12 protein-coding genes are annotated in these 26,975 nt (G+C 69.2%); 4 read left to right on the top strand and 8 right to left on the bottom strand.

Annotation, left to right across the window (positions count from 1 at the left end):
• Positions 1–8: 8 nt before the first annotated feature.
• Both WME79_RS13510 and WME79_RS13505 read right to left on the bottom strand, forming a co-directional pair.
• Positions 9–1,499: a flavin-containing monooxygenase gene (locus WME79_RS13510; protein ID WP_437535240.1), complete on the bottom strand. Its 1,491-nt coding sequence runs from the start codon at positions 1,497–1,499 to the stop codon at positions 9–11.
• A 319-nt stretch (positions 1,500–1,818) separates the two neighbouring features.
• Positions 1,819–6,330 carry a thioester reductase domain-containing protein gene (locus WME79_RS13505; RefSeq protein WP_437535239.1) on the bottom strand — a complete coding sequence of 1,504 codons (4,512 nt, stop codon included), beginning with the start codon at positions 6,328–6,330 and terminating at the stop codon, positions 1,819–1,821.
• A gap of 507 nt (positions 6,331–6,837) precedes the next feature.
• Here WME79_RS13505 and WME79_RS13500 point away from each other — a divergent pair.
• From WME79_RS13500 to WME79_RS13490, 3 genes are all read left to right on the top strand, one after another.
• Positions 6,838–8,094 (top strand): cytochrome P450, encoded by a 1,257-nt coding sequence (locus tag WME79_RS13500; protein WP_437535238.1) that lies wholly within the window; start codon positions 6,838–6,840, stop codon positions 8,092–8,094.
• A 47-nt stretch (positions 8,095–8,141) separates the two neighbouring features.
• Positions 8,142–11,225, top strand: a complete 3,084-nt coding sequence (locus WME79_RS13495) for an AMP-binding protein (protein ID WP_437535237.1) — start codon at positions 8,142–8,144, stop codon at positions 11,223–11,225.
• A 298-nt stretch (positions 11,226–11,523) separates the two neighbouring features.
• Positions 11,524–12,621, top strand: coding sequence for a 2-isopropylmalate synthase (locus tag WME79_RS13490; RefSeq protein WP_437535236.1), 1,098 nt, complete (start codon positions 11,524–11,526; stop codon positions 12,619–12,621).
• 160 nt (positions 12,622–12,781) lie between these two features.
• Here WME79_RS13490 and WME79_RS13485 read toward each other — a convergent pair whose 3' ends face one another.
• Both WME79_RS13485 and WME79_RS13480 read right to left on the bottom strand, forming a co-directional pair.
• On the bottom strand, positions 12,782–13,756 hold the full coding sequence (locus tag WME79_RS13485) for a hypothetical protein (protein ID WP_437535235.1): 975 nt from the start codon (positions 13,754–13,756) through the stop codon (positions 12,782–12,784).
• Positions 13,757–14,176: 420 nt separating this feature from the next.
• Positions 14,177–14,737: a dihydrofolate reductase family protein gene (locus tag WME79_RS13480; RefSeq protein WP_437535234.1), complete on the bottom strand. Its 561-nt coding sequence runs from the start codon at positions 14,735–14,737 to the stop codon at positions 14,177–14,179.
• An 88-nt stretch (positions 14,738–14,825) separates the two neighbouring features.
• On the opposite strand from WME79_RS13480, the gene WME79_RS13475 reads away from it, so the two are divergent.
• Positions 14,826–15,476 carry a winged helix-turn-helix transcriptional regulator gene (locus WME79_RS13475; protein ID WP_437535233.1) on the top strand — a complete coding sequence of 217 codons (651 nt, stop codon included), beginning with the start codon at positions 14,826–14,828 and terminating at the stop codon, positions 15,474–15,476.
• A 19-nt stretch (positions 15,477–15,495) separates the two neighbouring features.
• Here the strand turns inward: WME79_RS13475 and WME79_RS13470 are convergent, their stop codons facing one another.
• The 4 genes from WME79_RS13470 to glgX all read right to left on the bottom strand — a co-directional run bounded on the left by WME79_RS13470 (position 15,496) and on the right by glgX (position 26,934).
• Positions 15,496–17,223 (bottom strand): ATP-binding protein, encoded by a 1,728-nt coding sequence (locus tag WME79_RS13470; RefSeq protein ID WP_437535232.1) that lies wholly within the window; start codon positions 17,221–17,223, stop codon positions 15,496–15,498.
• A 75-nt stretch (positions 17,224–17,298) separates the two neighbouring features.
• Positions 17,299–18,864 carry a serine/threonine-protein kinase gene (locus WME79_RS13465; protein WP_437535231.1) on the bottom strand — a complete coding sequence of 522 codons (1,566 nt, stop codon included), beginning with the start codon at positions 18,862–18,864 and terminating at the stop codon, positions 17,299–17,301.
• A gap of 467 nt (positions 18,865–19,331) precedes the next feature.
• A complete protein-coding gene (locus WME79_RS13460) occupies positions 19,332–24,380 on the bottom strand; it encodes an AAA family ATPase (RefSeq protein WP_437535230.1) in 5,049 nt (1,682 codons plus the stop codon).
• A 214-nt stretch (positions 24,381–24,594) separates the two neighbouring features.
• Positions 24,595–26,934, bottom strand: coding sequence for a glycogen debranching protein GlgX (glgX, locus tag WME79_RS13455; protein ID WP_437535229.1), 2,340 nt, complete (start codon positions 26,932–26,934; stop codon positions 24,595–24,597).
• Positions 26,935–26,975: the final 41 nt, after the last annotated feature.

Here is a 26,975-nt window from a genome sequence, read left to right as displayed (position 1 = left end):
CTCGCCCTTCAGCTGAACGCGTAATGGCTCAAGTCGAAGCTGCGGCTACGCCACCACATCTCCAGGCCTGACGACGGCCGGTAAAAGAGCGCGTCGCCGTGTTTATCAAAATAATAGCTGCTCGACCCGGAACAGTCGTTGTTATAAAATACCGTATGCCGCTGGCGCCGCAAGACGTCCCTGAAGTACGCGTCGTGCGCCTCTTGCTTCACCTCGACACGACTGGCTCGCCTCTTGCGCGCCTCCTTGAGGCACCGCAGCGCGTGCCCCACCTGGGCCTCGATCATCGAGAACCATGAAGCGCCGGAGATCGCGTACGGCCCCCAGATGAGAAAAAAGTTAGGGAACCTTGGCACGCTGGCCCCTTCATACGCCTGGTAACGATTTCTGTCCCAGTAGTCGCGAAGCTCGAGGTTCTCCAGCCCGAAGACCTCGAACGGAGGGACGTTGTCTTTCTCGAAGACCTTGAAGCCGGTGGCGGTGATGAGGGTATCGACGGGTCGCTCGCGACCGTCGGAGGCGACGATGCCGGTCGGGGTGACGCGCGCGATGGGATCGACGAGGAGCTCGACGTTGGGCCGGTTGAAAGCAAGAAAATAGTCGCTCGAAAACCCTGGCCGCTTGCAGCCAAAGGCATACTTTGGCGTCAGCTTCTCGCGCAGGACCGGGTCGCTCACCTGACGCCTCAAGTGCGCGAGACAATGGGACTCCAGCGCCCTGGACATGAACGTCGCTTGCTTGTTGTAGACGATGCCCAGCACCAGGACCGCTTCGGCCATCAGCGCCGTCAGCCCCCTCACAGCGCGCTGCGAGCCTGGCACCGCCGCAAAGAGCGCTCGAACGCTCGGCGGTATCTCGGCGTCGAGCTTGGGCAAGATCCAGGTCGCCGTGCGCTGGTAAACGTCGAGCTTCTTGACCTTCGCCGCGATCGACGGGACCAGTTGAATCGCCGAGGCGCCCGTGCCGATGATCGCCACGCGCTTGCCAGACAGATCATGAGAGCGATCCCAGCGCGCGGGGTGCATCACCTTGCTCTGGAAAGAGTCCAGGCCATCGATCTGTGGTCTCTTTGGCTGGGTCAAAGCGCCCGTCGCCGCCAGGACATAGCGGCACGTCACAGCTTCGCCGTCGGCCAGATGAACCGTCCACAGGCGGGCGCGGTCGTCGTAGACGGCTCGTGACACCTCGGCGTTGAAGCGCATTCGCGACCGAATTCCATACTTGTCGACACAGTGATTGGCGTACCGCTGCAGCTCGTGCCCTGGAGCATAGACCCGCGACCAGTCCGGATTTTGCTCGAACGAGTACGAGTAGGCGAAAGACGCGATATCCACCGCGACGCCGGGGTAGACGTTATCGCGCCAGGAGCCGCCCAGATCATGGGCCTTTTCGATGATCAGGAAGGAAAATCCGGCTTCTTTGAGCTTGATCCCGGCGCCTATGCCCGAAAACCCCGCGCCTATCACGATCACCTCAACGTCTGGCTTTGCTGACGGCATATTCTTCCGGTGCTACAAACGCTCTTCCTGGATACGCCTCGTCGACCGCCAAGCGGGTAGAGCTTGGCGGGGAGCTCGGCGCCGCCGCTGCCAGAGGCGCGGCTGGGAGGACCGTCGGTCCTCCTCCGCCTTTCTACGGACGTGCTCCCGGATGGCGACTTCGCTTCTCCCGGCGATCGGGGCGAAGTCGCCGCGCCTCCGGGAGCGCTGCGCGGCGGAGCTCCGCGACGTCCATGGAGCCCGCTCGCGATCTGGACCGCCGCGACGAGGCTCGCCTGGCGCGCCTTCTGAGCCGCGCCGTCGGGTGTGCGCTACGCCTCTACGCCTGAGGCGACACCGCCTGCCGGGCCTCGTCGAGGGGCGTCTTCGGAGGCGGCGGGATGAGGCCGAGCAGACTCATGTGCTCCAGGCAGCGGTGGAGGAACGCCTCGCCGAGCTCCGGCGCGCCCCCGAGCGCCGTCTGCTCCCGCAACGCGCGGTGGAACTGTGCGGCGTCCATCCGCGGTCTCGGCGCGGCGCCCAGCGGGTGCGCCCACGTCTCGAGGAGCACCGAGGCCACCTGCTGCTGCCGCTGCTCCACGAGACCAAGGAGCTGTTCGCGGAAGCGCGCGAACCACACGCCGTGCTCGGCCACCTGCGTGATCGGGTAGCCCGCCGTGCGGGTCCAGCCGACGAAGCTGTCGAGATCGCCAGAGCTGCCGATCACGTGATAGGTGCGGTGAGCGCGGTCCCGCCCGAGCGCGAGGGCGGTGACGGCCTCGGCCACGAAGTCCACCGGCAATCCGCCGAAGACGTGTCGATCGCTCTCCGGTGTCGCATAGAACGACCTCGGCGCGAGCCCGGTGTTCACGAGCCCCGAGAGCAGATGGGTGAAGTAGTCGCTCGTGTTGATGTGCCCGGCGTGGGTGCGGTGCCCCAGGATCAGGCCGCAGCGAAACACGTTGACCGGCGCGCCGAAGCGCTCGTGCACCTCGCGCAGCAGCACCTCGCCGGCCCACTTGCTGGACGCGTAACCGCACGCATACCCCCCGTCGGCCGGTCGCTCCGCGAGCAGCGGCGCGTCCTCGCGCACCGTCTCCGTGCGCCCGGGCACCACGGTCGCGGCCACGCTGGACACGAAGTGAACGGCCTTGATGCGGCGGCGGATCGCGAAGCGCACGACCTCCGCCGTGCCGAGCACGTTGGGCGCGAAGAGCTGCTCGTAGGACAGCGCGTGGTTCACCATCGCCCCGTTGTGCACGACGCTGTCCACCTCGCCGCACAGCGCGTCGTACACCGAGGGCGCGAGACCGAGCTCGGGGCGCAGCAAGCTGCCAGCGCGCACCTCCAGCCGCTCGCCCGCCGCGTCGAGCCGGCGCACGAGCTCCGGCGCGCCCGCGCCGAAGCTCTGACGCAAGCGCTCGCGGGCCGCGCTGTCGCTCGCCGCGCGCACAAGGCACACCACCTTGCCTCCGGGCGGCAGCCGATCGAGCAGCTCGAGGAGCAAGAAGCGGCCGAGGAAGCCGTTCGCGCCGGTGAGCAGCACGCTCCGCTGCTCCTCGCGCGCCGGCTCCGCCTCGGCCCCCGCCCGCAGCTCGTCCGCCGAGAGCAGCCGGTCGAGGCGCAGATCCGCGGCCCGGAAGACCTCCGCGCCTTCGCCATGGATCGACGAGAACGTCACCGCCTCTGCGGCGCGCGCGCGCGGGGCCTCCGCGCCCTCGTCGGCGCTGCCGTCGAAGCGAATGCCCTTCAGGAGCAGATCGGCCAGCTCACCCATGGTGGCCGCGTAGACCTCGGCGAGAGGCAAGCTGACGCCCGGATCGGCCTCGACGCGGGCCGCAAGCTCGACCGCCGTCAGCGAATCGAGGCCAGCTTGCGCGAGCGGGGCGTTGATGAAGCTCGCCCCCATGGGGCGCTGTCCGGTGATCTCCGCGACCAGGGCGTCGAGATGATCGAGCAGCAGCGCTTTCCTCTCCTCGGCGACGGCGCCCCGGAGGCGATCGAGGACGGGAGTCGCGGACACGGCAGGGCCGCGCCGGGTCTCGACGATCGATTTGCCGAGGCGCTTCGCCGCCAGCTTCCTGGCCTTCGCCACCGAAGGCGCGGACGAGCCGTCGAGCGCGCGCAGCTCCATCTCGGCAGCGACAGTCCCGCTCATCGACAGCTGAAGCAGGTAGGGCGCCGCCTCGCGGGTCCGCGCGAACGACTGACCATGGAGCAGATCCGGGAAGAAGAGCGAATGCATGCGCAGGGGGCTGCTGACCACTTCGGCCTCTACCGGATGGTAGTCGGCGAGCAGGTCGGCCACCGCCTCCAGCCCGGTGATGCGGCCGAACTCCTCGAAGAGGGACCTGAACCAGAGCCTGGACAGCCGGAGGCGCTCCTCGTACGTCAGGTTCAGCGCCGCGAGGTGGGCCGCGTCGGTGACCACGTGCTGGATCTCCTCCTGCCGATGCGCCGCCTGGACCGCGAACCACGCAGGCTTCATGCGGGCGACGTCGGGCAGCAGCCTGTCGTACAGGTGAATCGAGCTCTCCTCGAAGAAGACCGCGTAGAGCCAGAACAGGTAATGAGCGCCGGCGCCCTCCACGTCGAAGAGGTGCACGCTGCGCCGGTGGGCCGCGATGCAGGGAGCGATGTAGTCGTCGAAGCGCGCGACCAGCTCGGCGGGCTTCTGCCGGCGCAGGTGATCCGCGTAGCGGCGGAACAGGAGCACGTGCTTCTCCTCCTCCTCGCGGAGGAGCGTCATGCTGCGGGTGGCGATCATCCTGTCCATCTCTCCACCCGTGTAGCGGAGCACCTCCTCCTCCACGCTGATGAAGACCTCGCACGTCGAGAGCGCCATGGCCCACTGGAACAGCTCGCTCGCGGCCGGGTTGCGCTCCAGCCGCTCGCCGTCGACGCCGAACGTGCGGAGCCATGTCGGGCCGAAGTGCTCCCCGGGGGCATCCAGATGGGCCCAGGGGACGTCCCGCTCGAGGTCGAAGCGGTAGCGCGTGCTCCTGCGCTCGACCTTCGCCCAGATGTCCGGCGATCCGCTGTAGAACGGGGGCTCCGCGTCATCCGGCGTGACGCACGCGACAGGCTCGCTCGCCTCGTCCACGCGCTGCCACGTCAGGAGCGCGTCGAGGCTGCTGGCCAGGAAGCCCTCCTTGCAGGCATGGCGCTGGATCTTCCCGCTCGACGTCTTCGGGATGCTGCCCGGCGCGAGCAGCGCCACAGCGCGCGGCTGGACGTCATGCTCCTCGGCGACCGCGCGGCGAACGCCCGCGCTGACCGCTTCCAGAGCGGCTTCATCGCGCTCCCCGCCGCGGCGGAGATCGATCTCGGCGACCACGATCAGCTGCTCCTGGCCGCCCAGCTCGACGGCGAACGCCGCCGTGCACCCCGGGCGCACCGACGCGTTGCTCCGCTCCACCGCCTGCTCGATGTCTTGCGGATAGTAGTTCTTGCCGCGGAGGATGATGAGGTCCTTGCAACGGCCGGTGACGAACAGCTGACCTCCGCGCAAGAAGCCGAGATCCCCGGTGCGCAGGAATGGGCCCTCTCCGGTGTCCGAGAGCTGCGCCCAGAACGTCTCCGCCGTCTCCGCGGGGCGGTTCCAGTACCCCTGCGCCACGCTCGGCCCGGCCACCCAGATCTCGCCCACCTCCTCGCCCGAACAGCGGGTCTTCCGCTCCGGATCGACGATGATCACCTGCTGGTCCGGCGCCACCGGGCCGTTGCCGACGAGCGGCTGCACCCCGACCTCGCCCTCCTCGGCCTCCTCGACGCGCCCTTGCTGGAGGATGTCCTTCCGCACCGAGAGCGTGCCTGCGTTCGAGCCCAGCCAGCCTCCGGTCACCATGAGCGTGGACTCCGCCAGGCCATAGCAGGGGAAGAAGGCCTCTCTCCGGAAGCCGCACCCCTCGAAGGCGTCGGCGAAGCGCTCCAGCGTGTCCCTCCGGACCGGCTCGGCGCCGACGAACGCTACCTTCCAGCGGCTCAGGTCGAGCGCGGCGCGCTCTGCCGGAGAGATCTTGCGCGCGCAGAGGTCGTAGGCGAAGTTGGGTCCGCCGCTCGTCGTCGCCCCGTAACGGGAGATGGCCTGGAGCCAGCGATAGGGACGCTTCAGGAAGTCGAGCGGAGAGAGCAGCGTGCAGGGAGTGCCCGTGTACAGCGGCTGGAGCACCTTACCGATGAGCCCCATGTCATGGTAGAGGGGCAGCCACCCCACGCCGATCAGCGCCTCTGTATGACCGAAGTTCGCCTGGATGGCGCGCGAGTTGTGCAGCAGGTTGCCGTGGCCGACCATCACGCCCTTCGGCGTCCCCGTCGAGCCGGACGTGTACAGCAGGAAGGCCAGCGCGTCGTCCTGGAGCGACGGCATGCGCCAGTGCGCCGCGCCGTCGGCCAGCATGTCGGTGGCCACCCAGCGCATCATCGCGAGGTCCGGGGCGGTCTCCACGAGCGCGCCGGCCAGCGCGGTGATGGTCGAGGTCGTCAGCGCGAGACGAGCCTCGGAGTTCGCCGCGATGGCGGACAGGCGCGGCAGGGTGCGAGCAAGGCGTGACGGGTCGGGCGGATAGGCCGGGACGGCGATCGCGCCCGCGTAGAGGCAGCCAAGGAAGGCAGCGATGAAGTCGAGCCCCGGCGGGTAGAGCAGGAGGACGCGCTCGCCCCGCGCACCGAGCTCCTGGAGCGAGGCCGCGATGCTCCGCGCCTCCCGGTCGAGCTGCGCGAAGGTGCGTGTCACCTCCTCCGACTCGCCGTCCACGAGGAAGCGGAAGGCGAGCGCGTCAGGCCGCTCACCAGCCCAGCGCTGGAGGACGTCGATCCAGTTCTTGGGATTGCCAAAGGAGCGAGGATTCATTCTATTTCCTTGTTGCTGCAGTGCCAGACGGGGAATTGCGCTGCGCGCACCCCTTGGGCCCCCCTCCGTTTACCTTCTGGACCATCCACCTCGGATGGGCATCTCGGGCTCTCCTTTGTGCTGCGCGTTATCGCAGCCGAGCCGGGAGACGCATCACGGCGAGTCTCTAGCCCAGACAGAATGACAATGTAAACACCTTCAACATACAGAAACCGCGTCCTCACCAATCTGTAACCGTCTTTGCGCCAGACTTCATTCTTGTGCCAGCTGAAACCCGTGCGAAACCCGAGCAGCGCTCAGCGGAGAGAGCAGGTGCGTTGGTTATCCAGACGACAAACTCATCACCGGCGTTGACGATTCGGCCCGATCATGCGATGTGAAGAACACGCGCCTGCTCGCCCGCGCATGTCCGCGATCGTTGCGATCTGCCGTCGTCGACACGCCACGGAATACGACACCCCACCTCGCGGTTCCGGGTTGAGCTGCGCTCGCCGAGCAAGAGTAGCCATGAACGATCACGACGCGGTGACGAACCTCGATTTCAGGGCGGTGCTCACGAAGCCCAGCCCCGAGTTCTTCGCCGATCCCTATTCCTTCTACCAGGACCTCCGCGAGGCCGGTCCGATCCAGTGGGTCTCTGACGTCTTCGGTGTTGGTGCATGGCTCGTCTCGAGCCATGGCCTCTGCTCGTCGCTGCTGCGGAGCCGCAGCTTCGGTATGGAAGCCCACAAGGTGCTCCCGCCCGGAAAGCTCCTTCAGTTCCTCAAGGCGACCGGAAAACCGACCACGGGGCGCCGCGGTAGCATGCTGTTCCACGACCCGCCCGACCACACCCGCCTCCGCGGGCTCGTCAGCCGGGCGTTCACCCCTCAGACCATCGAGCGCCGGTACCAGCAGGTCACGGAGATCGCGAGCCAGCTCCTCGACGACGTCAAGGACCGCGAAGAGATCGACATCATCGCTGATTATGCGTTTCCGCTGCCGGTCGTCGTGATCGCCGAGCTCCTCGGCGTCCCGGTCGAGGACCGCGATCTTCTCAAGAGGTGGTCGGCCGATCTCGTCCGCGGCTACGAGCCGGGGGCCAGCCCCGAGGAGTTCGCCCGTTATCGCCAGGCGTCCAGCGAGCTCGATGGGTACCTGAACGAGATCGTCGAGCTGCGCCGCCGCGCGCCGCGCGCCGACCTCGTGAGCGAGCTCATTCAGGTGCAGGAGGCGGGGGACAGGCTCTCGATGCAGGAGCTCACCGCCACCTGTAGCTTGCTCCTCATCGCGGGGCACGAGAACACGATGAACCTCGTCGGCAACGGCACGCTGGCGCTCGTGCAGCACCCGGACGCGCGGAGGGCCCTGGCCTCCGAGCCGGAGCTCATCGGGAACACCATCGAGGAGCTGCTCCGATACGACAGCCCGGGCCAGGTGACGCTCCGCTTCTGCCTCGAAGAGACCGCGGTCGGAGGGCACACCGTCCGCCGCGGCGATCTCGTCGTCCTCGTCCTCGGCGCTGCCAACCGCGACCCGGTGCAGTTCGCCGATCCCGACCGGCTCGACGTCCACCGCGACAACGCCGCGAGCCACCTCTCCCTCGGCGCAGGCATCCACTATTGCCTCGGCGCGCCGCTCTCACGCCTCGAGGGGCAGATCGCGATCGACCTCCTCTTCCGCCGGTTTCCACGGCTGACGGCGGAGACCCAAGGGCTGGCGTGGCACCACAACATCATGCTGCGCGGCCTTCAATCCCTCCCGATCACCCTCTCTTCCGCCTGAGCCCACCTGAGAGCCGGGCCCGGGCGCCCGGCTGCGAGCCCGATTCCATGGATCACATCGCCGACGCGCACCCCGCCGATCTCACCTCGCTTGTCGACCTCCTGCAACAGAGAGCGGCCCTGATGCCCGCTCACCCGGTCTTCACCGTCCTCCGGGACGGCGGTGACGAGGCGGGGCGCCTGACGTTCTCCGAGCTCGATCGACAGGCGCGATCCGTGGCGGCGCACCTGGAGCAGCGGGGGCTGCGAGGCCAGCGCGCCGTCCTCCTCTTCCCGACAGGCCTCGATTTCATCGCGTCCTTCTTCGGCTGCCTTTATGCCGGCATGCTCGCTGTCCCCGCGCCGCCACCCGAGCCGTCGCGCCTCGCGCGCTCGCTGCCGCGGCTCCGCAGCATCGCCGCGGACGCGCGACCGGCGGTCATCCTCACGGATCGCGACGGGGTCGCGCTGGCCGGGCGGGCGGCCGAGCACGCGCCGGAGCTCGGGCGCATCCCGTGGGTGCCGATCGACGAGTGCCTCGCCGCACCGGCGGAGGCGTGGCGCCCGTCTCACGTCGAGCGGAGGTCGATCGCTTACCTGCAGTACACCTCCGGATCCACCTCGCTGCCCAAAGGCACGATCCTCACCCATGGCAACGTCCTCCGCAACTGCCGCGCCATCCAGCAGGGCAAGCGGTACACGAAGGAGAGCGTGAGCCTCATGTGGGTGCCCAACTACCACGACGACGGCCTCGTCCACGGCATCATCCACCCCGTCTTCAGCGGGTGTCGCGCCATCCTGATGTCGCCGCTCTCGTTCATCGCCCGCCCCGTGCGCTGGCTGGAGGCGATCACCTGGTATCGCGCGACCCACTCTGGCGGGCCCAACTTCGCCTACGAGCTCTGCCTGCGGAAGGTGACCAACGCGGAGCGGGACACGCTGGATCTCAGCAGCTGGAAACTGGCGTACAACGCGGCCGAGCCCGTCCGAGCCGAGACGCTCCGGCGGTTTCACGAGCGCTTCGAGCCCTGCGGGTTCCGCTGGACGAGCTTCGCGCCCTCCTTCGGGCTCGCCGAGGCGACGCTCACCGTCAGCACCAAGGGCGACGGCGAGGGGCCGCGCCTCCTGGCCCTCGATGGGGCGGCGCTGGAGCGGGAGCACAAGGTCCGCAGGGCGCCTGAAGGAGAGCCCTCCACGCGCCTGCTCGTCGGCTGCGGCCAGCCGGTCGGCGAGGCCCGGATCGCCATCGTCGAGCCGGAGACCGCGCGGCGCTGCCGGCCCGACGAGGTGGGCGAGATCTGGATCCAGAGCCCCTGCGTCGCCGCAGGCTACGCCGGCCGCCCCGAAGAGACCGAGTCGACCTTCTGCGCGCGCCTCGCGGATACGGGCGAGGGCCCCTTCCTCCGCACAGGCGACCTCGGGTTCATGGCGGACGGCGAGCTGTTCATCACCGGCCGTAGCAAGGACCTGATCCTCGTCCGCGGGGAGAATCGCTATCCGCAGGACATCGAGTGGACGGTCCAGGGCTGCCACCGGGATATCCGGCCCGGCGGCGTCGCCGCGTTCTCGGTCGACGCCGGAGGAGAGGAGCGGCTCGCCGTCGCCGTGGAGGTCAATCCACCCAAGCGCGAGGGAGGCCCGGCGGCGCCGGGAGCGCGATGGCACGAGGCGCTCTTCACCGCGATCCAGCAGGCCATCGCGGAGGCGCACGGCCTGGAGGTGGCTGCGATCGAGCTGCTCGAGGCGGGCGCCGTCCCCAAGACCTCGAGCGGCAAGACCCAGCGGCGCGCCTGTCGGGAAGCGCTCCAGAGCGGCGCCATCGCCCCGCTCGCGCGCTGGTCGCGCGCCGCGACCGACCAGCAAGGACCGATCACGGCACCCGAGCAGGCGGCGCGCCGGGATCCGGGCCGGGAGGAGATCCAGGCCTTTCTCGTCGCCCACCTCGTCGCCCGCTGCGGCGTCGAGGCCGGGAGCATCGATGTCGATGCGCCCTTCGCGCGCCTCGGCGTGGACTCGGCGACCGGCGTGACGCTCGCCGCGACGCTGGGGGATTGGCTGGGACGGGAGCTGCCCCACACGGCGCTGTGGGATCACCCCACGATCCGCGCGCTGAGCGACGCGCTCGCGCTCACCCGGCCCGCGCCCAACGGCTCCGCGCAAGGCAGCGCCCGCCTCGATGCGGCGATCGCGAAGGGAGCTCCGGTGGAAGCCGCGGCCGACCGCGCCCCCGGCGGCGCGCCGGGAGCGAGCCCGGCCCCCGGATCCGTGCTCGTGGAGCTGCGGCCAATCACGACACGACAGCCGTTCTTCTGCGTCGGCGGGCTCCTGGGGCTGGCGACAGGGCTGTGGACCCTGGCGTGCTTTCTGGGGGACGAACGGCCCTTCTATGCGCTGCAGTCCCCGGGGCTCGACGGAAAGGAGCGGCCGCTCCGGCGCGTCGAGGAGCTCGCCGCGCGTTATCTCCAGGAGATCCGCAAGGTGCAGCCGAAGGGGCCGTACATCGTCGGTGGCTACTCGTCCGGGGGTCTCGTCGCCTATGAGATGGCGCGGCAGCTCCGTGCGGAAGGACAGGACATCTCCCGGGTCGTCCTGCTGGACACGATGCTGAACGAGAGCGGATCCCGGTTCGCCGAGGCCAGCCGGAGCGCCTCGATCTTCGAGCTCGCCGACATGCTCCGCCGCATCCGCAACGAGCCGCAGGCGCTCTCGTACGACGATGTCGCTGGCATGAGCGGCGGCGAGCAGATCGAGCTCCTGCGAGAGAGCCTGAAGCGCTCCAGCATCCACCTGACCGGCCCCCAGGTGGAGACCGTGCTCGAGGTCCACGAGGTGAGCATCGAGTCGATGCACCGGTACGACCCACCTCCTTCTGATCTGCCGGTGACGCTGTTCACGGCCGAGGTCCGCATACCCCTCTTCGTGCACCCCTCACGGGGCGACCTGCGCCCTCACGCGGCGCCTGACTTCGGGTGGGAGCGCGTGTGCGGCGAAGCGCTCGCGATCCACGAGGTGCCTGGCAACCACCTCAGCATGGTCCAATCACCTCACGTCGGCCGGCTCGCCCAGCTGCTGAAAGAAGACCTGCGAACCTGCTCTGCCGCCGTCAAGCTGCGCGCCGCGCCCGCCTTGAACGAGTCGTTTCCTTACCGGTAGCGCGCCAGCACAGCCTGCAGACACGGCCCCTCCGCCGACCCGGGCATCGCCTGGGCGTGGTGAGAGCGCCTCTCGACGTTTCACCCTGAGGCCGCCAGTCGAACATCGCTCTGCGCGACGCTCCGAGTCCTTGCTGACATCCCCCGATCAGCGTGCCGCAGGCGCGATCTGCCGATCCGCAGCCCTCGACTTCACGAGGGCCGCGTAACCCAAAGTTCACCCGGGCGCCTTTCACACGATCACCTCAAGCCGTAGCGTATGCAGAGCGGCAGACCGAGCTGCCCGGAGGGATAAGGCCTTGCCACAGAGCTCCTGGCATGCGTGGAAATCGGCTGCGGAGCACCGCCCCAGATCGAGGCCGATCGCCCTGCTCGACGAGACGTTTCGGGATGGCATCCAGTCACCGTCGGTCCGCGATCCGGGGCTCGAGGACAAGCGGCGTATTCTGGAGTCCCTCGATCGGCTCGGGGTCGCGCACGTGACCGTCGGGCTGCCGGCTGCCGGCCCGGTAGCGCGGGAGCATTGCCGGTCCCTCGCACGCCAGATCGTGGACGACCGCCTGCGCATCCGGCCCTGCTGCGCTGCGCGCACGCACATCGACGATATCCGACCGATCGTGGAGCTCTCCCAGGAGGTCGGTGCGCCGATCGAGGTGATGGCGTTCCTCGGATCGTCGCCCATCCGGCTCTATGCCGAGGACTGGGACCTCGCGAAGCTCCTCCAGCTCTCGCGGAGCGCCGTCGAGTTCGCGGTGAAGAACGGCCTCCCCTGCACCTTCGTCTCGGAGGACACCACCCGCTCTCACCCGGACGTGCTGGCCCCGCTCTTCCGCAATGCCATCGACCATGGCGCCACCAGGATCTGCCTCTGTGACACCGTCGGACACGCCGATCCCGACGGCGTCCGCGGCCTGCTCGACTTCGTCCTTGGCGTCATCGACTCGATGGGGTTATCGGGCCAGATCGGCGTCGACTGGCACGGTCACAACGACCGCGGACTGGCCGTGAGCAACACGCTCTATGCGCTCCACTGCGGGGCCGACAGGGCCCATGGGACGGTGCTCGGCATCGGCGAGCGGGTCGGCAACGCCGCCATCGAGCTGCTGCTCCTGCATCTGCGGGAGCTGGGCGAGCTGGGCCCACGCGATGTGAGCCCGCTTGTCGAGCTGCTCCACCTCACGGCGAGCGCCACCGGAGCGCCCTTGCGCGCGGACCATCCCGTGCTGCTCGACGCGCGCGCTGCGCTGGACGCGGCGGCAGAGGGCGAGATCGCCCGCACGTCAGGGCCGATCGCCCCCTGCCACAGCGTCACGGACCTCCGCAGCGTCTTCGCCATGGGCGAGGCCCGGCACGCTCCCGCGGCGGACCGCATCGTCGGGCTGCCCTGGAGCTGCTAGAGCGACAAACGGGTTGAAACCCCAGAAAAGAGCAGAAATTTGAACCGCCAAGCGCGCCAAGGACGCCAAGATTGTGTTTTGTTCTTGGCGTCCTTGGCGCCTTGGCGGCTCATTTCTCGCTCGATCAACGTGATCGGTGTCCTACCACCTCGTCGCCGGATCAGCGCGACGTGATGCCGGTACAGGAGCTCGTGATCTCGATCTCGCGCATCCCGGGCGACGCCGTCGCGCTGGCGATGCCGTTTCCGGAGTCGTCGACGATCCACACCATGTCGCCCGGCTTGAAGCTGTGGTTCTGCACGGAGTTGCCGCCGATCGACGAGGTCGTGCCGCTGCCGAACTTCGGCTCTTTGCCGAAGAACACCTTCACGGTCTTCCCGCACCGGCTGCGCAGGCTGACCGACACCACTTGAGGGCCTTGCGATCCCGAGCCATCCGCCCCGCCCGCGCGGGCGGCCGGCGCGGCGGAGAGCTCGGCGTTGTCCCGCGCTCTCTGCCCGTCGCGCTGCCGCTCCTGCTCTGCGAAGGCACGTCGCTCCTCGGCCTGCTGCTCCGCCAGCGCTTTCTCCCTGGCCTTGAGCGCGACCAGATCCGCCTCGCTGATGCTCTTCCCGTAGATCTGCAACGTGTACCCCCCCTTGCCCAGCTCATGAATCTGGCTCGAGTCCATGGCCGAGCCGAATACAGCGATCAGGTCGACGATCGCCTTTCCAGCGGCCTCGGGGCAGCCCAGGTCGAACACCGCGCCTGGGCCGTGGATCGCCTCGGTGTGGATGGTCTTGAGCCCCCCGGGCAGCACCGACTCGACGGAGGCGCCTTTGCGCGCGTGGTCCCCGAACGCCGCGCCCTCGTCCAGCACGAGCGCCCCGACGTAACACGTGCCGCGCGACACCGGGATCTCGTGCGGCGCGAAGCCGTCGAGCTTGCCGCTCAGCTTGTCGCCCGGCGCGTAGCCCTCCGTCGCCTTCTGGATCGCGGCGTCCAGATCGGCCCGGGTCTCGTTGAAAGCAGGCGACACGAACTCCGGCGCGGCGGGCTCCGCGCCGGCCGCGAAGGGGTCGCGCTGCTGCAGTTGGGGCAGGCAGGCCCCGGCCAGCGCGACCAACGTCAACCCGAAACCGGCTCGCTTCCACATGGCGCTCTCCTCGTGAATCCCCCGTGGGAGCAAGGAAGACCAAAACGATTCGAGGACGTCAAGGCCGAACCGCGACAACAGCACGAGGCGGCATGAAGATCCCCCGAGCACCGCCCAGTGCGGCTGCGCTCCTCCGGCGCCGGTGAGCTCCGTCGCGCTCGATCTCTCGTCCGAGCGCACCTTCGAGCGCCAGTCCGCCGCCACGTGCGGTATCCAGGACGCAACCCACGGTGGCGACTCCACCCTCGACGAAGGCTGACGCCACAGCGGCTCTCCGGAGAGTGGATTGCGGTCCATCCTGACAGGTGAGTTGATGTCGCGTCGCCTACCCTGGCGGGCGTTGCGATGGCGCCATCGCCGCGACTGTTCGCGACGAGGCTGCGGCCAGCCTGCGGCGCGGCGCGCCTCCATCAGGCCCTGTCACGCCGTCGCTTCGTACCAGAGCACGACGTTCCCGTTGCTGAAGCTGCGCGTCTTCTTCAACCGGAGGTTCGCCCTCTCCTTGACCCCCTCGAACAGCGTCCTTCCGCTGCCGAGCACGAGGGCGTTCACAACGATCTGGTACTCGTCGACCAGACGCGCGTCGGTCAGCTGGGAGACGATGCTGCCGCTTCCCATCACGACCATGTGCGGCCCGGGCTCCGCCTTCAGCTTGCGCACCTCTTCCGCGAGATCGCCCTTGATCAGCCGCGTGTTGTTCCACGACGCGCTGTCGAGGGTTTTCGAGAAGACGACCTTCGGCAGGCTGTTCATCCGCTCGGCGAGGGCGGGAGCCCGCTCCAGCGCCGCCGGGGTGGGCCAGAAGCTCGCCATGAGCTGGTAGGTGACCCGGCCGAAGACGAGCTCGCCCCCGCCGCGCGCGTTCTCCGCGGCGAACGCACCCCACTCCGCGTCCGCTTTGTGTGCCCAGCTCATGTCGCCGTGGCCATCCGAGAAATAACCGTCCAGCGAGATCTGGTTGAAGACGGTGAGCTTACGCATGCTGTTCCTCCTGCTGTCCGCGTCGTGAGTTAGTCCTATTCTAGGACCATTTGGTCCTCCTTCACAAGTGCTGTAGGATCCGGCCGCCATGACCGGTCTGAGGAGCTACGGGGATCCCTGCGGCATCGCGCGAGCGCTCGATCTCGTCGGCGAGCGGTGGGCGCTCCTCATCGTGCGCGAGCTCCTGCTCGGTCCGAAGCGGTTCACGGATCTCCGCGACGGCCTTGCCGGCGCGAGCCCCAACGTGCTGTCGCAGCGGCTCCGCGAGCTCGAGGGCGGCGGCGTTGTGCGGCGGCACAAGGTCGGCGCGCCGACCTACGAGCTCACGGACTGGGGCCGCGAGCTCCATCCGCTGCTCGTGCAGCTCGGCCGCTGGGGCGCGCGATCGCCCGTCCGGCCGGCGGGCGCCCTGAGCGTCGATGCGCTGATGATCGCGCTCGAGGCGACGTTCGTCGCGGGCGAGGCAGCTGACCTCTGCGCGACCTACGAGCTTCGACTCGGCGAAGACCGGTTCTCGATCGAGGTCGATCGCGCGACAATCACCATCGCGCGGGGCGCTCCGCGCACGCCAGACGCCGTGATCGCGACCGACCCAGCCACGTTGCGGGCCGTCGTCTTCGGGGATCAGAAGCTCGCGGACGCGCCGGTCGAGCTCCAGGGCGACAGGCGCGTGGCTCGAACGTTCTTCCGCCTCTTCGCTCGGCCGCGGCCGACCCCTGGCAGCGCGCCCGCTGGATGACGGGCCGACGCCGCCATGGTCATGCCGGCACCTCGATCGCGAACTGGAACGTCACCCCGAAGGTCTCGTTTTCGCTCGCCCACAGCTTGCCGCCGTGCCGCTCGATGATCGAGCGGCTGATCGACAGACCCATGCCGAGGCCGTTCTCCTTGGTGGTGTAGAACGCGTCGAACAGGCGCGCCCTGTCGTTCCCGCCGCCAAACCCGACGCCGGCGTCTTCGACCGCGACCTGCACGAAGGACCCGCTCGATCGCCGCTCGACGAACGAGCTGATCACCACGCGGCGCCGCGCCGGCGGCACGTCCTTCGAGGCCTCTCCCGCGTTGAGCAGCAGGTTCAGGACCACCTGCTGCAGCAGCACCGGATCACCCGGCACCCGCGGCAGATCGTGGAGCAGCGCCTGCTGGACGGAGATGCCGTGACGCCGGAGCTCCGGCGCCACGAGCGGGACGACCTCGCGGATGACGTCGTTGAGGCTGCACAGGCGGTGATGGGGCGCCGATCGTGACAGCAGCGAGCGGATCCGCAGGAGCACCTGGCCTGCGCGCTCGCCGTCACCGACGATCGCGTTGAGCGACGCGCGCACGTTCCCGAGGTCGGGCGGATCGGCGGCGAGCCAGTTGAGCGCGGCGTTCGCGTCCGCGACGATCGCCGCGAGCGGCTGGTTCACCTCGTGGGCGATGGAGGCCGCGAGCTCGCCGAGGGTCGTGACGCGCGTGACATGCATGAGGGCGGCCTGCGCTTGCTGCAGCTCGTCGGCCGCGCGCCTGCTCGCCGTGATGTCGGTCGCGGCGCCGACGAGCTCGATCCTCCCGGAGGCGGCGACGCGCATCCCGCCGAGGACGCGGACCAGCTTCACCGACCCGTCGTCCATCACGAGGCGGTGCTCGTAGTCGAAGGTGGCGCCGTCGCGCAGCGCCTGCCGCACGATGTCCGCGACCCGCTCGAGGTCGCCCGGGTGGATGCGGCTGGCCAGCTGCGCCAGCGTGGGTCGGGGCTTCCGCGGGAAGCCGACGATCTCGCAGATGCCGTCGGACAGGGTGAACTCCCGGCTCTCGATGTCATAACCGAAGCTCCCGGTGCGGCTGAGGCGCTCCGCCTCGGCGCGGTAGGCCTCGCTGCGCCGGAGCGCCTCCTCCGCCTGGCTGCGCTCGATCGTGATGCTCGTCACGTGCGCGCACCGCTCGAGCAGCTCGAGGTTGGACGTCGTCGGCGTCCGGGGCTCCGTCGCGTAGATGCCGAACGCGCCGAGCGCCCGGCCGTCGGACGACAGCATGGGCATCGACCAGCAGGCGCGAAGGCCGTGAGCCAGCGCCTGCGCCCGGAAGAGAGCCCCGAGCGGATCCGTCTCGATGTCGGCGATGACCACCAGCTCCCGCCGCCACACCGCCGTACCGCATGAGAACGCCTCGGGGCCGATCGAAGCGCCGTCGATGACCTCGGTGTAGCTCCGCGGCAAGGTCACCGCCGCGGCGTGACGCAACGTCCGCCCGTCCTCGCCGAGCAGGAGGATCGAGGCGTGCAGGCCGCTCCCAGCGCCTTCCACGAGGCGGACGACGCCCTCGAGGATGGCGGACGTCGGTTCGCCGCGGGCGATCATCTCCAGGAGGCGCTGCTCGCCGGCGATCCGCGCCTGAGCCCGCTGTTGCTCCTCGACGTCGCTGTCGAGGCCCGGCCACGTCACAGGGTCGTCGGGGTCCCCATCGGCGCGCAGGATGGCTTCGGGAGGACGCGACGGGAGGCACATATCGGACGCGGACTATACCGCGCCTCGGCGGCCGCTGGACTCGGGTGGCAAAGGATCGGTTACGCGCGTCGACGCTCAGAAGATCGCGCTCTTCTGTGTGCCTGCGTCTCGCTTTCGCGCGGGCGCTTTGCCGGTGCTCGCCGGCACACCGGCCGCACGAACGGGGCGCGCCGCGGCGGGCCGCGGTGCGGGCGCCGGAGACGTCGGGGCGGCGCGCGCCGCGGTGGACCGCAGCGTGGACGCCGGAGGCGTCGGGACGGGGCGCGCCGCGGCTGGCAGCGGCGCGGGCTCCGGAGGCTGCGGGGCGGGGGACGGCGCTGTCGTCGCGGGCCCGGCCGCGGGAACCGTCGAGGTCGTGCCCGCCTGGGGTGCCGCGGGCGCCTGCGCCACGAGCGCGCCGCGGGCGGCGGCGAGCACCCCGCCGCTGATCGCCCGCAGCTCGGCGGTGGCCTCCAGGCGCTGCGAGGACAGCGCGGTGGTGAGCAAGAGCCCCAGCCCGAGCGCCACGACGAGGCCAGCCGCCGCGAGGTGCAGCCGGGTCCGCCGCGCCGGCGCAGCGGGCGCCGGCGGGATCGGCGCAGCCGTAGGGCCGACCGCGGCCACGAAGGCGGAGATCATCGGCTCGATGGAGGGGAATCGCTCCGCCGGATCCAGCGCGAAGGCGCGCGCGAACCACGTCTCCAGCTCCGGCGGCGCGCCGGGGCACAGCGTCGACAGCGGGGGTCGCGCGCCCTCGAGGATGGAGGAGAGCACATCGGCGATGGTGCGGCCGGCGAACGGCTGCTGGCCGGTGAGCGCCACGTGCGCGACCACCGCGAGGGCCCACATGTCGAGATGCGGGTCCGCGTGCCCGTCGCACGTGTGCTCCGGGCTGAGGTAGCCCGGCGTGCCCAGCACCACGCCCTCCGCGGTCTGGCGCGGGAAATCGGCCGCCAGATCCTGGCGGATCCACTTGGCGATCCCGAAGTCGGCGACCTTGGCGCGCAGGCGCCCGTCGCGCCCCTCGCGGAGCAGGATGTTCGACGGCTTGATGTCGCGGTGCACGATCCCGAGGCCGTGCGCCACCGAGAGGGCCTCTCCGATCTGGCGGACGAGCGCGGCCAGCTCGGCCGCGGGCACCGGCCCGCGCTCCTGGATCAGCTGCCGGAGGGACCGGCCGCGCACGTACTCCATGACGAGGAACGGGCCCGCCTCGGGATCCTCACCGGCGTCGTGCACCGTGACGATGAAATCGGTCTTCCGCCCGAGCTGGGCCGCGACCTGCGCCTCGAAGCGGAAGCGCTCCATCGCGTCGATGGCCAGGTTCTGGCGCGGGAGCACGAGGAACTTGAGCGCCACCTCGAAGCGCCGGACGCTGTCGTGCGCGCACCACACCTCGCCCATCGCGCCCTGGCCGAGCGGATGCACGAGCCGGTACCGCCCAGCCACGACGCGGCCCGGAAGGAGCGCGGCGCGCGCCTCGTCCCGCCCTGCGCCGCCTGAAGCAGGAGGACCGAGCGGCGCAGGCTGCCCGCCCAGCGTGGTGGCGTCGCGCGCGGCGTCTCTTACCGAGGAATCGGGCGGTCGACCCAGCGAGGGCGGCTGCAGCACGCCGGTGATCTTCGTGCCGCCGCCGTTTCCCGGACCGGTCGATGCGTCCATGGGACAACGACCTGAGGCGAGAGGCGACGACATGCTTTCAGCGTATCGCGAATGCGGATGCCTTTGAACGGCGAACACCCCGCCCTCCTCGCGCACGTGCACCTGAAGGCCCACGCGGCAGCGTCGCGAGGCGCAGCGCTGCTGTACTTGTTGATGGTTGGCGCCGAGGACACGGGACGCCGGACGCCGCACGCCGCACCGACGCCGCGGCGCCCCCTCATGCACCCCGGTCCACTGCCGATGTGCGCGGCCAATCCGCGTCACGACGCCGGTTGCGCGACACGGGTTGCGTGGCGACAACGGGCTCGAAGAGCGCGTCACCGGGGACAGGATGTCATCGCCGTCTGCGAAAAAGAAAAACAGGGAGGCGGGGAGACGGGGAGGATGATGGGATTTTACTCTCCGTCTCCCCGTCTCCCCGCCTCCCTGTGAATCTTCTCAAAATTCGAGAAGATGCTTCAGGGTAGCTACAGCAGCCGACTCTGACCCAGCCGGCGGAGCGCAAACGCGATGCCGCTCTGGAGGCTCCCCTTCACCACGATGGATTGCAGCTCGACGTTGAGGTCGACCAACGTCCGCGCCACCTCGGGGCGAATGCCCGTGAGCACCACGTTCGCGCCGATGAGCCGCAGCGCCGTCGCCGCGTTCACCAGCATCGCGGCGACGCTGTTGTCGACGGACTTCACGCCTGTGACATCGATGATCACCACCGCCGCGTGGGATCTCTGCGCCCCCTCGAGGGCGGTCTCGACCATCTGGCGCGCCCGCGCCTGGTCCACGGTCCCGATGAGGGGCATCACCATGACCCGATCGGTGATCGGGATGAGCGGTGTCGACATCTCCGACAGCCGCTCCGTCTGCACCCGGATGATCTCGTCCTGGAGCTCCGCCCGCTCGCCCTCGGCCCGCTCGCGCTCGCGGAGCTCGACGACGAGCCGCTCGTTGGCCCGGCGGAGCTGCTCGGTGCGGTGGGCGATCCGATCCTCCAGCGCCTCGTTCAGGCGCCCGAGCTCGCGCGCCGAGGCCTCGGCGCGGGCGACGAGCCGCGCGTTCTCGACGGCGATGGCGGCCTGCGACGACAGGAGCGCGCACAGGTCGATGCGCGCCGGGGTGAAGACATCGGTCGCCGCGCTGTTCTCGAGGTAGAGGATGCCCGTGAGCTCTCCCTTGTGCATCATGGCCATGCAAAGCAGCGATTTCGGCTGCCGCTCGGCGATGTAGGGATCTCCGGCGAAGCGGCTCTCGCTGGAGGCGTCGCCGAGGACCACGGGCTCCCGGGTCCTCTCGACGTATTGCACGACGGAGCGGGCGATCTCAGGGCTGGTCTCGGCCAGGACCGGAGGGCCGATCGTGACCTTGTTGGGGTCAATCGTGATCGTGGCGTCGAGCGTGAGCCGGCCGTCCTGCTTGAGGAGGAGGACGCCCCGCTGCGCCCCCGCGTGCTCGATCATGAGCCTCATCAGGCGATCGATGATCTTCTCGAGGACGATCTCGCCGGCGATCGTCTGCGCGGCGCGGCTGATCGTGAGCGTGTCGAGGATCGCGGCCCCCCTGCCCGTCGTTGTCCTCGTGATGAGCTCCGCGCCCTTCGCGGTGGACGGCGCCACGAGGTGCAGGAAGAGGTGCCGGTGCTTCCTGGCGAGATCGTCCGCCTTCGCCGTCGCGCCCCACCGCACGTAGCCTTGATAGGCGTCCTTCATGTAAATGGACGCGATCTTCTTTCGCCCGCTGGCCAGGTGGAACCTCGCGGCGAGCTCGTTCGCCAGCGCCTCATGGTGGAAGAACTCGTTCTGTCCCGCGGCCTCTATCGCCGCGTCATAGAGGTTCGTGGCCTTGAGCTCATCCCCCTCGAGCCGCGCCCGCTCCGCCTCGATGAGCAGCTTCTTGTGCAGGTAGTTCTCGGCGCAGCCGTCCGCCCACTCCGCGAGCTTGCGCTGGTGGTTCGTGAGCGCCTCGGCGAGCTCCCGCTGCTCGGCGGCGGTCCTCGTCGGGTAGAGCCCGCAGTGGAGCAGGCAGAGGAAGAAGACCCGATCCGTCTCGGCGTGGGTGCCATTGGCGACCGCGTTCTGCCCGTCCGCGAGGAGCGCCATCGCGAGGGCGCCCTCGTACTCCTCGTACAGGGTCAGGATCTCCATCTTGACCGTGTAGTACCAGGCGGCGGCCATCATCATCCCAGGCTGCTCGAGCGTCGCGACGAAGGAGTCCTCATCGAACGTCTCGTCGCTCAGCGACAGGTGGCCCCTCGTGTGCCCCATGAGCGCCAGGACCATCTGCTTGCTGATGCGGAGGATGACCTCGGTGAGCGGCGTCTTGGTCCGCTGCATCAACGCGATGAACCGGTCGGCCTCGTCCTCCACGGCGCCGAGCTCGTCGCCCAGGCCCAGCCGGAAATCGAGGTTGCGGTGAGCGGTGTAGGCGAGGAACAGCAAATCTCCCGACTCGAGGCCCGCGTTCTGCGCCTGCTCGAAGTGCTCGAGCGACGATCGGAGAGGCTTGTAGAAGGCGTTGACCTGCCCGAAGATGAAGCCCACCTGGCACCGGAGCGCGACGGAATTGAACCTCTCACAGAGGTCCAGGGCGAGCCTCGCGAACTTGTACGCCTGCTCGTACGAGCTCAGCCATCCGCAGAGGAGAATGGCATACGCCCCGAAAATGCCGGGCGCCTGCTCCGAGAGGCCATACGTCAGGGAGAGCGTCATCTCCCTGGCCATGATGAAGGAGCAGAACCGGGCATCGACCATGTAGGCCGCGGGGGCGAGGATCCTCAGGATCGGCATCGCGGCCTTCTTGTCCGGATCGATCATCAGCGGGTCGTGCAGCAGATCCTCGATCCGCCGTCCGGTAAGCTTCGCCTGCGCCAGCTCGATCTCCGCGTCCGCCGCCGCCTTGCACGCCTCGGCGGTCTCGGGCAGCTCGATCCCGAAGGGCGCGAGCGCGGTCCGGCCGACCTCGATGGCCCTGTCGAACTGGTTCCTCGCACAGCAAACGACGATGCTGAGCGTTCGAACGCGCGCCGTGTCGAGGTGGGAGCTCGCGTGGCGCAGCAGGGTGTCGAGCGAGGACTCCACGGCGTCGAACGCGCCGCTCGCGTACTCGCACTCCGCCCGCTCCATGTGGAGCGCGAACGTCAGCGCGTAGTCCTCTTCCCAGGCCGCCTCGCCGAGCAGCGACAGGCCAGCCCGGTAGTAGCCGACGGCCGCCTGGTAGGCCGCCGACGCCTTGGCCTTCCGGCCTGCGGCCAGGTTCAGGCGCGCGAGCGCGAGCCGCTCGCCCGCATCCTCGACCAGCTCGACGCCGAGGTTCAGGTGGTTCGTGAGCTCGAATAACGTCTCGTCCCGCGGCTCGGCGCTGCCCTTCGCCCAGAGGAGACGCCCGATCCTGAGGTGCGCCGCCTGCCTCTCGGCCTCCCCGACGAGCGAATAGGCGGCCTGCTGCACGCGGTCGTGCACGAACCGGTAGGCGACATGGAAGGTCTCCGCGAACGTCGAGAGCGACGGGTCCTGCTCCGCGCGGCCATCCAGGAAGCGGTAGTCGGCGTGGAGGGGCTGAACGAGGCCCTCACACAGCGCCTCCCAGAGATCGGCGGCCATCTCGACCTGCGAGCGCTCCTGGATGACCGCGAGCGCGCTCAGGTCGAACCGGTAACCCATGCAGGCGGCGAGCTTCAAGGCGTGGCGGGTGTTCTCCGTCAACCTCAGGATCTTCCCCGCCATGAAGTCGACAACGTTGTCCGTGATCATTCGCTCGCGGATGCGCTCGACATCCCAGATCCAGCTGTCCGAGGGCGCGTCGAAGGTGAGCAGCTTCTCCTGATCGAGCGCCACCACGAACTGGTTCAAGAAGAACGGGTTGCCGTGCGTCTTGTCCCACACGAGCGCCGCGAGCGGCTCGATCGGCTCCTTGCCGCAGCCCAGGGCGTCCGCGATCAGCTGCGTGGTGTCCGGCAGGGAGAGCGGCTTGAGCGCGATGTCCGACACAGCGGCCCCGGCCTTCCGGAGCCGCTCCAGGGCGAGCGCCAGCGGATGAGCCTCGTCCACCTCGTTGTCACGATAGGCCAAAAGCACGAGCAGATGCCCGCGCTCCGGATCCGACAGGATCTGCTCGATGAGGCTCAGCGACGCCGGATCGATCCACTGGACGTCGTCCAGAAAGACCGCCAGCGGGTGCTCCTGGGTGGCGACGGCGTGGAGGAAGCGCTGGAACACCAGGGCGAAGCGGTGCTGCGATTCGGTGGGCCCGAGGGGCGGCACGCTCGGCTGCGGCCCGATCAGGAACTCGAGCTCGGGCACCAGGTCGACGAGGATCTGCCCGTTCGCGCCGAGGGCGAGCTGCAGGCGGCTCTTCCAGGCCGAGAGCGACGCTGCGGGCTCCGCAAGGAGCTTCCGGCAGAGCTCCCGGAACGCGTGCGCGACAGGCGCATACGGCGTGCCCCGGTCGAGCTGGTCGAATTTCCCTTCGATGAAATCGCCGCCATCGCGGGCGATGAATCGGTGCATCTCCTGGACAAGCACCGACTTGCCGACGCCCGCGTAGCCGGAGACCAGGAAGAGCTCGGCCGCGCCTCGGGTCGCGCGCTGCCATGCGCCCCCGAGCGCCGCCGTCTCCGCCTCTCGCCCATAGAGCCTCTGCTGGAGGCGGAGCTTGCCCGACCGGTCGCGCCGGCCGAGCGGGAATGGATCGACGCGGCCCGTCGTCGAGAGCCTCGCCAGGCACTCGTCCAGATCGGCCTTGAGCCCGCTCGCGGTCTCGTAGCGATCCTCGGCCGCCTTGGAGAGGAGCTTCATCACGATGTCGGAGACGACGCGCGGGGTCTCGGGCGAGACCTCGTGCGGAGGGAGGGCCCTCCGCGCGATATGGCTGTGGACGAGCTCCACCGGATCCGTGGACTGGAAGGGCAAGACGCCGGTCAGCATCTCGTAAAGGGTGATGCCGAACGAATACAGGTCCGTGCGGTCGTCGAGGATCCGGTTCATCCGGCCCGTCTGCTCCGGGGACATGTAGGCGAGCGTCCCCTCCAGCGTGTCGGGGCGCTCGGCGCCCTGCGTCTCCCGGGAGAGGCGGGTGGCGATGCCGAAGTCGATGAGCTGAGCCGCCCACGTCTCTGGACGAGACAGGATGTTGTGCGGCTTGATGTCCTTGTGGATGATGCCGTGTCGATGGAGGGACGCCAGCGCGCCCGCCACCGAGGAGGCGATCTTCAGCGTGGAGCCAAGATCGAGCCTGCGCGTCTTCAGGACGACGTTGAGAGGGGAGCCGCCGAAATCCTCCAGGATGAGCGCGAGGCTGTTGCCGTGCTTCTCGATGCCGTGCGTCTTCACGACGCCGGCCAGCGAGAGATCTCTCAAGATGCCATGCTCGTGCCTGAGCTTGGCGAGCACCCTCGGGTCGGGGCGATCGCTCCTGGGGATCTTGATGACCACCGGGGCACGATCAGCGTTCCGGTAACCGCCGTACAGCACGGCATCGGAGCTCTGTTGGATCTCCGAGGTGATCGTGAACTGAGGTATTTGAACCATTGCAGCCCCGCTTAAGCACTCCGCTCTTGATGGAAGAGCACCGCGCCTAGGAGACGCAAAGTCGTTGCACCCTGTCAAGGGTCAGCTCGTTGACGAGCGATCTCCAGCGCGGCGCGCCGTGCGCAGCGTGACAGGGTGTCGACGTGGGCGGGAAACTGGGCGAGCGAGCGCCCGCGCGGGGCGCGGGGCGTGGGTCAACGGCGTCGGGACGGGGCTACGCCCGCTGCGCCTTCACCCGCTTGACCTTCTTCTTCTCCTTGCGCTCCAGGAGCCGCAGCACCGCCACGGACCGGTCGACGAGCAGGTAGCGCTCTCCCCCTGCCCTCGCGGGCACCGTGCGCGCCGGCTCCCCGGCGGTGCGGGTGTCGATGAGCACTTCCCACCGCTCGCCGAACTCGATCGCGGGCAGCACGAACTCCAGCGGCGAGTGGTTCGCGTTGATGAGCACGAGCAGCGTGTCGCCGGAGATCGGCTCGGCGCGCGGCCCGAGCGCGGAGAGGGCGTCGCCCCCGAGCAGGTAGCCGATGGCCCGCGCGTTCGGGTGGGTCCAGTCCTCCGGCGTCATCTCGGCGCCGTCGGGGCGGAACCACACGATGTCCTTGAGCCCGCTCCCGTGCACATAACCGCCCGAGAAGAACATCCGCCGGCGCAGCACAGGCTGGCTGCGGCGCAGGGCGATGAGGCGGCAGGTGAACTCGAAGAGCTGCTTCCGCCGCTCGTCGAGGTCCCAGTCGTGCCAGGAGAGCTCGTTGTCCTGGCAGTAGGCGTTGTTGTTGCCGAGCTGCGTCTTTCCGATCTCGTCGCCGGCGTTGATCATCGGCACCCCCTGCGAGAGGAGGAGCGTCGCGAGGAGATTGCGCTTCTGGCGCTCGCGCAGCTCGACGACGGCGGGGTCGCTGGAGGGGCCCTCGACGCCGTGGTTGTAGCTGTGGTTGTTGTTCGTGCCGTCCCGGTTGCCCTCGCCGTTCGCCTCGTTGTGCTTCTCGTTGTACGAGACGAGATCGTTCAGCGTGAAGCCGTCGTGCGCCGTCACGAAATTGATGCTCGCGTAAGGGCGGCGCCCGCTGGACGCATACAGATCGCTCGACCCGGTGAGCCGATAGCCGAGGTCGGCCGCCAGCAGATCCCCCTTCCAGAAGCGGCGCACCGAGTCGCGGTAACGGTCGTTCCACTCCGTCCAGAGGACCGGGAAGTTGCCGACCTGATAGCCGCCCTCGCCCACGTCCCACGGCTCCGCGATGAGCTTCGTGCGCGAGAGGACCGGATCCTGATGGATGATGTCGAAGAACGAGCTCAGTCGGTCGAAGTCATGGTGACCGCGGGCGAGGGCCGACGCGAGATCGAAGCGGAAGCCGTCGACGTGCATCTCGGTCACCCAGTACCGCAGGCTGTCCATCACCAGCTGGAGCGCCTGGTAATGACGCGTGTTCACCGTGTTCCCGCAGCCCGTGAAGTCCATGTAGTAGCGCGGGTTGTGCGGCACGAGCCGGTAGTAGGTCCAGTTGTCGATCCCCTTCAGGGAGAGCGTCGGGCCGAGGTGGTTCCCCTCCGCGGTGTGGTTGTACACGACGTCGAGGATCACCTCGATGCCGGCGGCGTGGAGCGCCTTCACCATCGCCTTGAACTCGGTCACCTGCTGGCCGAGCCGCCCGCTCGACGAGTAGCGGCCCGCGGGCGCGAGGTAAGCGAGCGTGTTGTAGCCCCAGTAGTTGACGAGGCCGCGCTCCCAGATCTCGCGCTCGCTCGCCATCTCGTGCACGGGGAGCAGCTCGAGCGCCGTCACGCCGAGCTTCTTGAAGTGGGCGATCGCCGCCTCGGAGGCGAGCCCGGCGTAGGTGCCGCGCAGGTTCGCCGGGATGCCCGGGTGTCGCTGGGTGAAGCCCTTGACGTGGACCTCGTAGAGAATCGTGTCCTGCCAGCGCGTCGCCGGCGGCCGGTCGCCGTCCCACGCGAAGCGGTGGTCGACGACGACGGACTTCGGCGCGCCCCAGGCGCTGTCGCGGTGGCAGATCTCCAGGTCGTCGAGCGGGGCCGGCGGGGGCGGCGGCGTGGAGTCCTTCCCGCGCGCCTCGGCGGCGCGGCGATCGCTCGCCGTCTTGCCCGCGCGCGCGCCCTCGCCCTTCTCGGGCGCCGCGCCGTCCCGGCCCGCCTCCTTGGGCCGGCCAGCGCCGCCCTCGCCGCGCTCGGGGTGCCCCCCGCGGTCGTAGGCGAAGAGCGGCGCCTTCCAGTTCGGCTCGCTGGAGAGCGCGTACGCGTACGGATCGACGAGGAGCTTCGCCGGGTTGAAGCGCTGCCCGGAGCGCGGGTCGTAAGGCCCGTGCACCCGGTAGCCATAGAGCTGGCCGGGCTTGAGCCCCGGCACGTAGCCATGGAAGACGTGGGCCGTCCGCTCGGGGAGCTCGATGCGCTCGCGCTCCACGACATCGTCGACGGCCTCGAAGAGGCAGAGCTCGACCTTGGTGGCGGACTGGGAGAACAGCGTGAAGTTGACCCCTTCGCCGTCATAGACGGCGCCGAGTGGGGTGGGCGTGCCGGGCCATATGCGTCTGGTCATCTGAAAAACCTGTGAAGCCGCCCTATTCGCGAGATCGGCGC

Source organism: Sorangium sp. So ce726 (genome assembly GCF_051521405.1).
In the GTDB taxonomy this organism is placed as follows: Bacteria; Myxococcota_A; Polyangia; order Polyangiales; family Polyangiaceae; genus Sorangium.
This window is presented reverse-complemented; position numbering and strand designations above follow the sequence as displayed.

What these genes read in the sequence shown, in the direction of transcription:
- WME79_RS13510 (WP_437535240.1), bottom strand. Translation starts at nt 1,499, where the DNA reads ATGCCGTCAGCAAAGCCAGACGTTGAGGTGATCGTGATAGGCGCGGGG.
- WME79_RS13505 (WP_437535239.1), bottom strand. Translation starts at nt 6,330, where the DNA reads ATGAATCCTCGCTCCTTTGGCAATCCCAAGAACTGGATCGACGTCCTC.
- WME79_RS13500 (WP_437535238.1), top strand. Translation starts at nt 6,838, where the DNA reads ATGAACGATCACGACGCGGTGACGAACCTCGATTTCAGGGCGGTGCTC.
- WME79_RS13495 (WP_437535237.1), top strand. Translation starts at nt 8,142, where the DNA reads ATGGATCACATCGCCGACGCGCACCCCGCCGATCTCACCTCGCTTGTC.
- WME79_RS13485 (WP_437535235.1), bottom strand. Translation starts at nt 13,756, where the DNA reads ATGTGGAAGCGAGCCGGTTTCGGGTTGACGTTGGTCGCGCTGGCCGGG.
- WME79_RS13480 (WP_437535234.1), bottom strand. Translation starts at nt 14,737, where the DNA reads ATGCGTAAGCTCACCGTCTTCAACCAGATCTCGCTGGACGGTTATTTC.
- WME79_RS13475 (WP_437535233.1), top strand. Translation starts at nt 14,826, where the DNA reads ATGACCGGTCTGAGGAGCTACGGGGATCCCTGCGGCATCGCGCGAGCG.
- WME79_RS13470 (WP_437535232.1), bottom strand. Translation starts at nt 17,223, where the DNA reads ATGTGCCTCCCGTCGCGTCCTCCCGAAGCCATCCTGCGCGCCGATGGG.
- WME79_RS13465 (WP_437535231.1), bottom strand. Translation starts at nt 18,864, where the DNA reads ATGGACGCATCGACCGGTCCGGGAAACGGCGGCGGCACGAAGATCACC.
- WME79_RS13460 (WP_437535230.1), bottom strand. Translation starts at nt 24,380, where the DNA reads ATGGTTCAAATACCTCAGTTCACGATCACCTCGGAGATCCAACAGAGC.
- glgX (WP_437535229.1), bottom strand. Translation starts at nt 26,934, where the DNA reads ATGACCAGACGCATATGGCCCGGCACGCCCACCCCACTCGGCGCCGTC.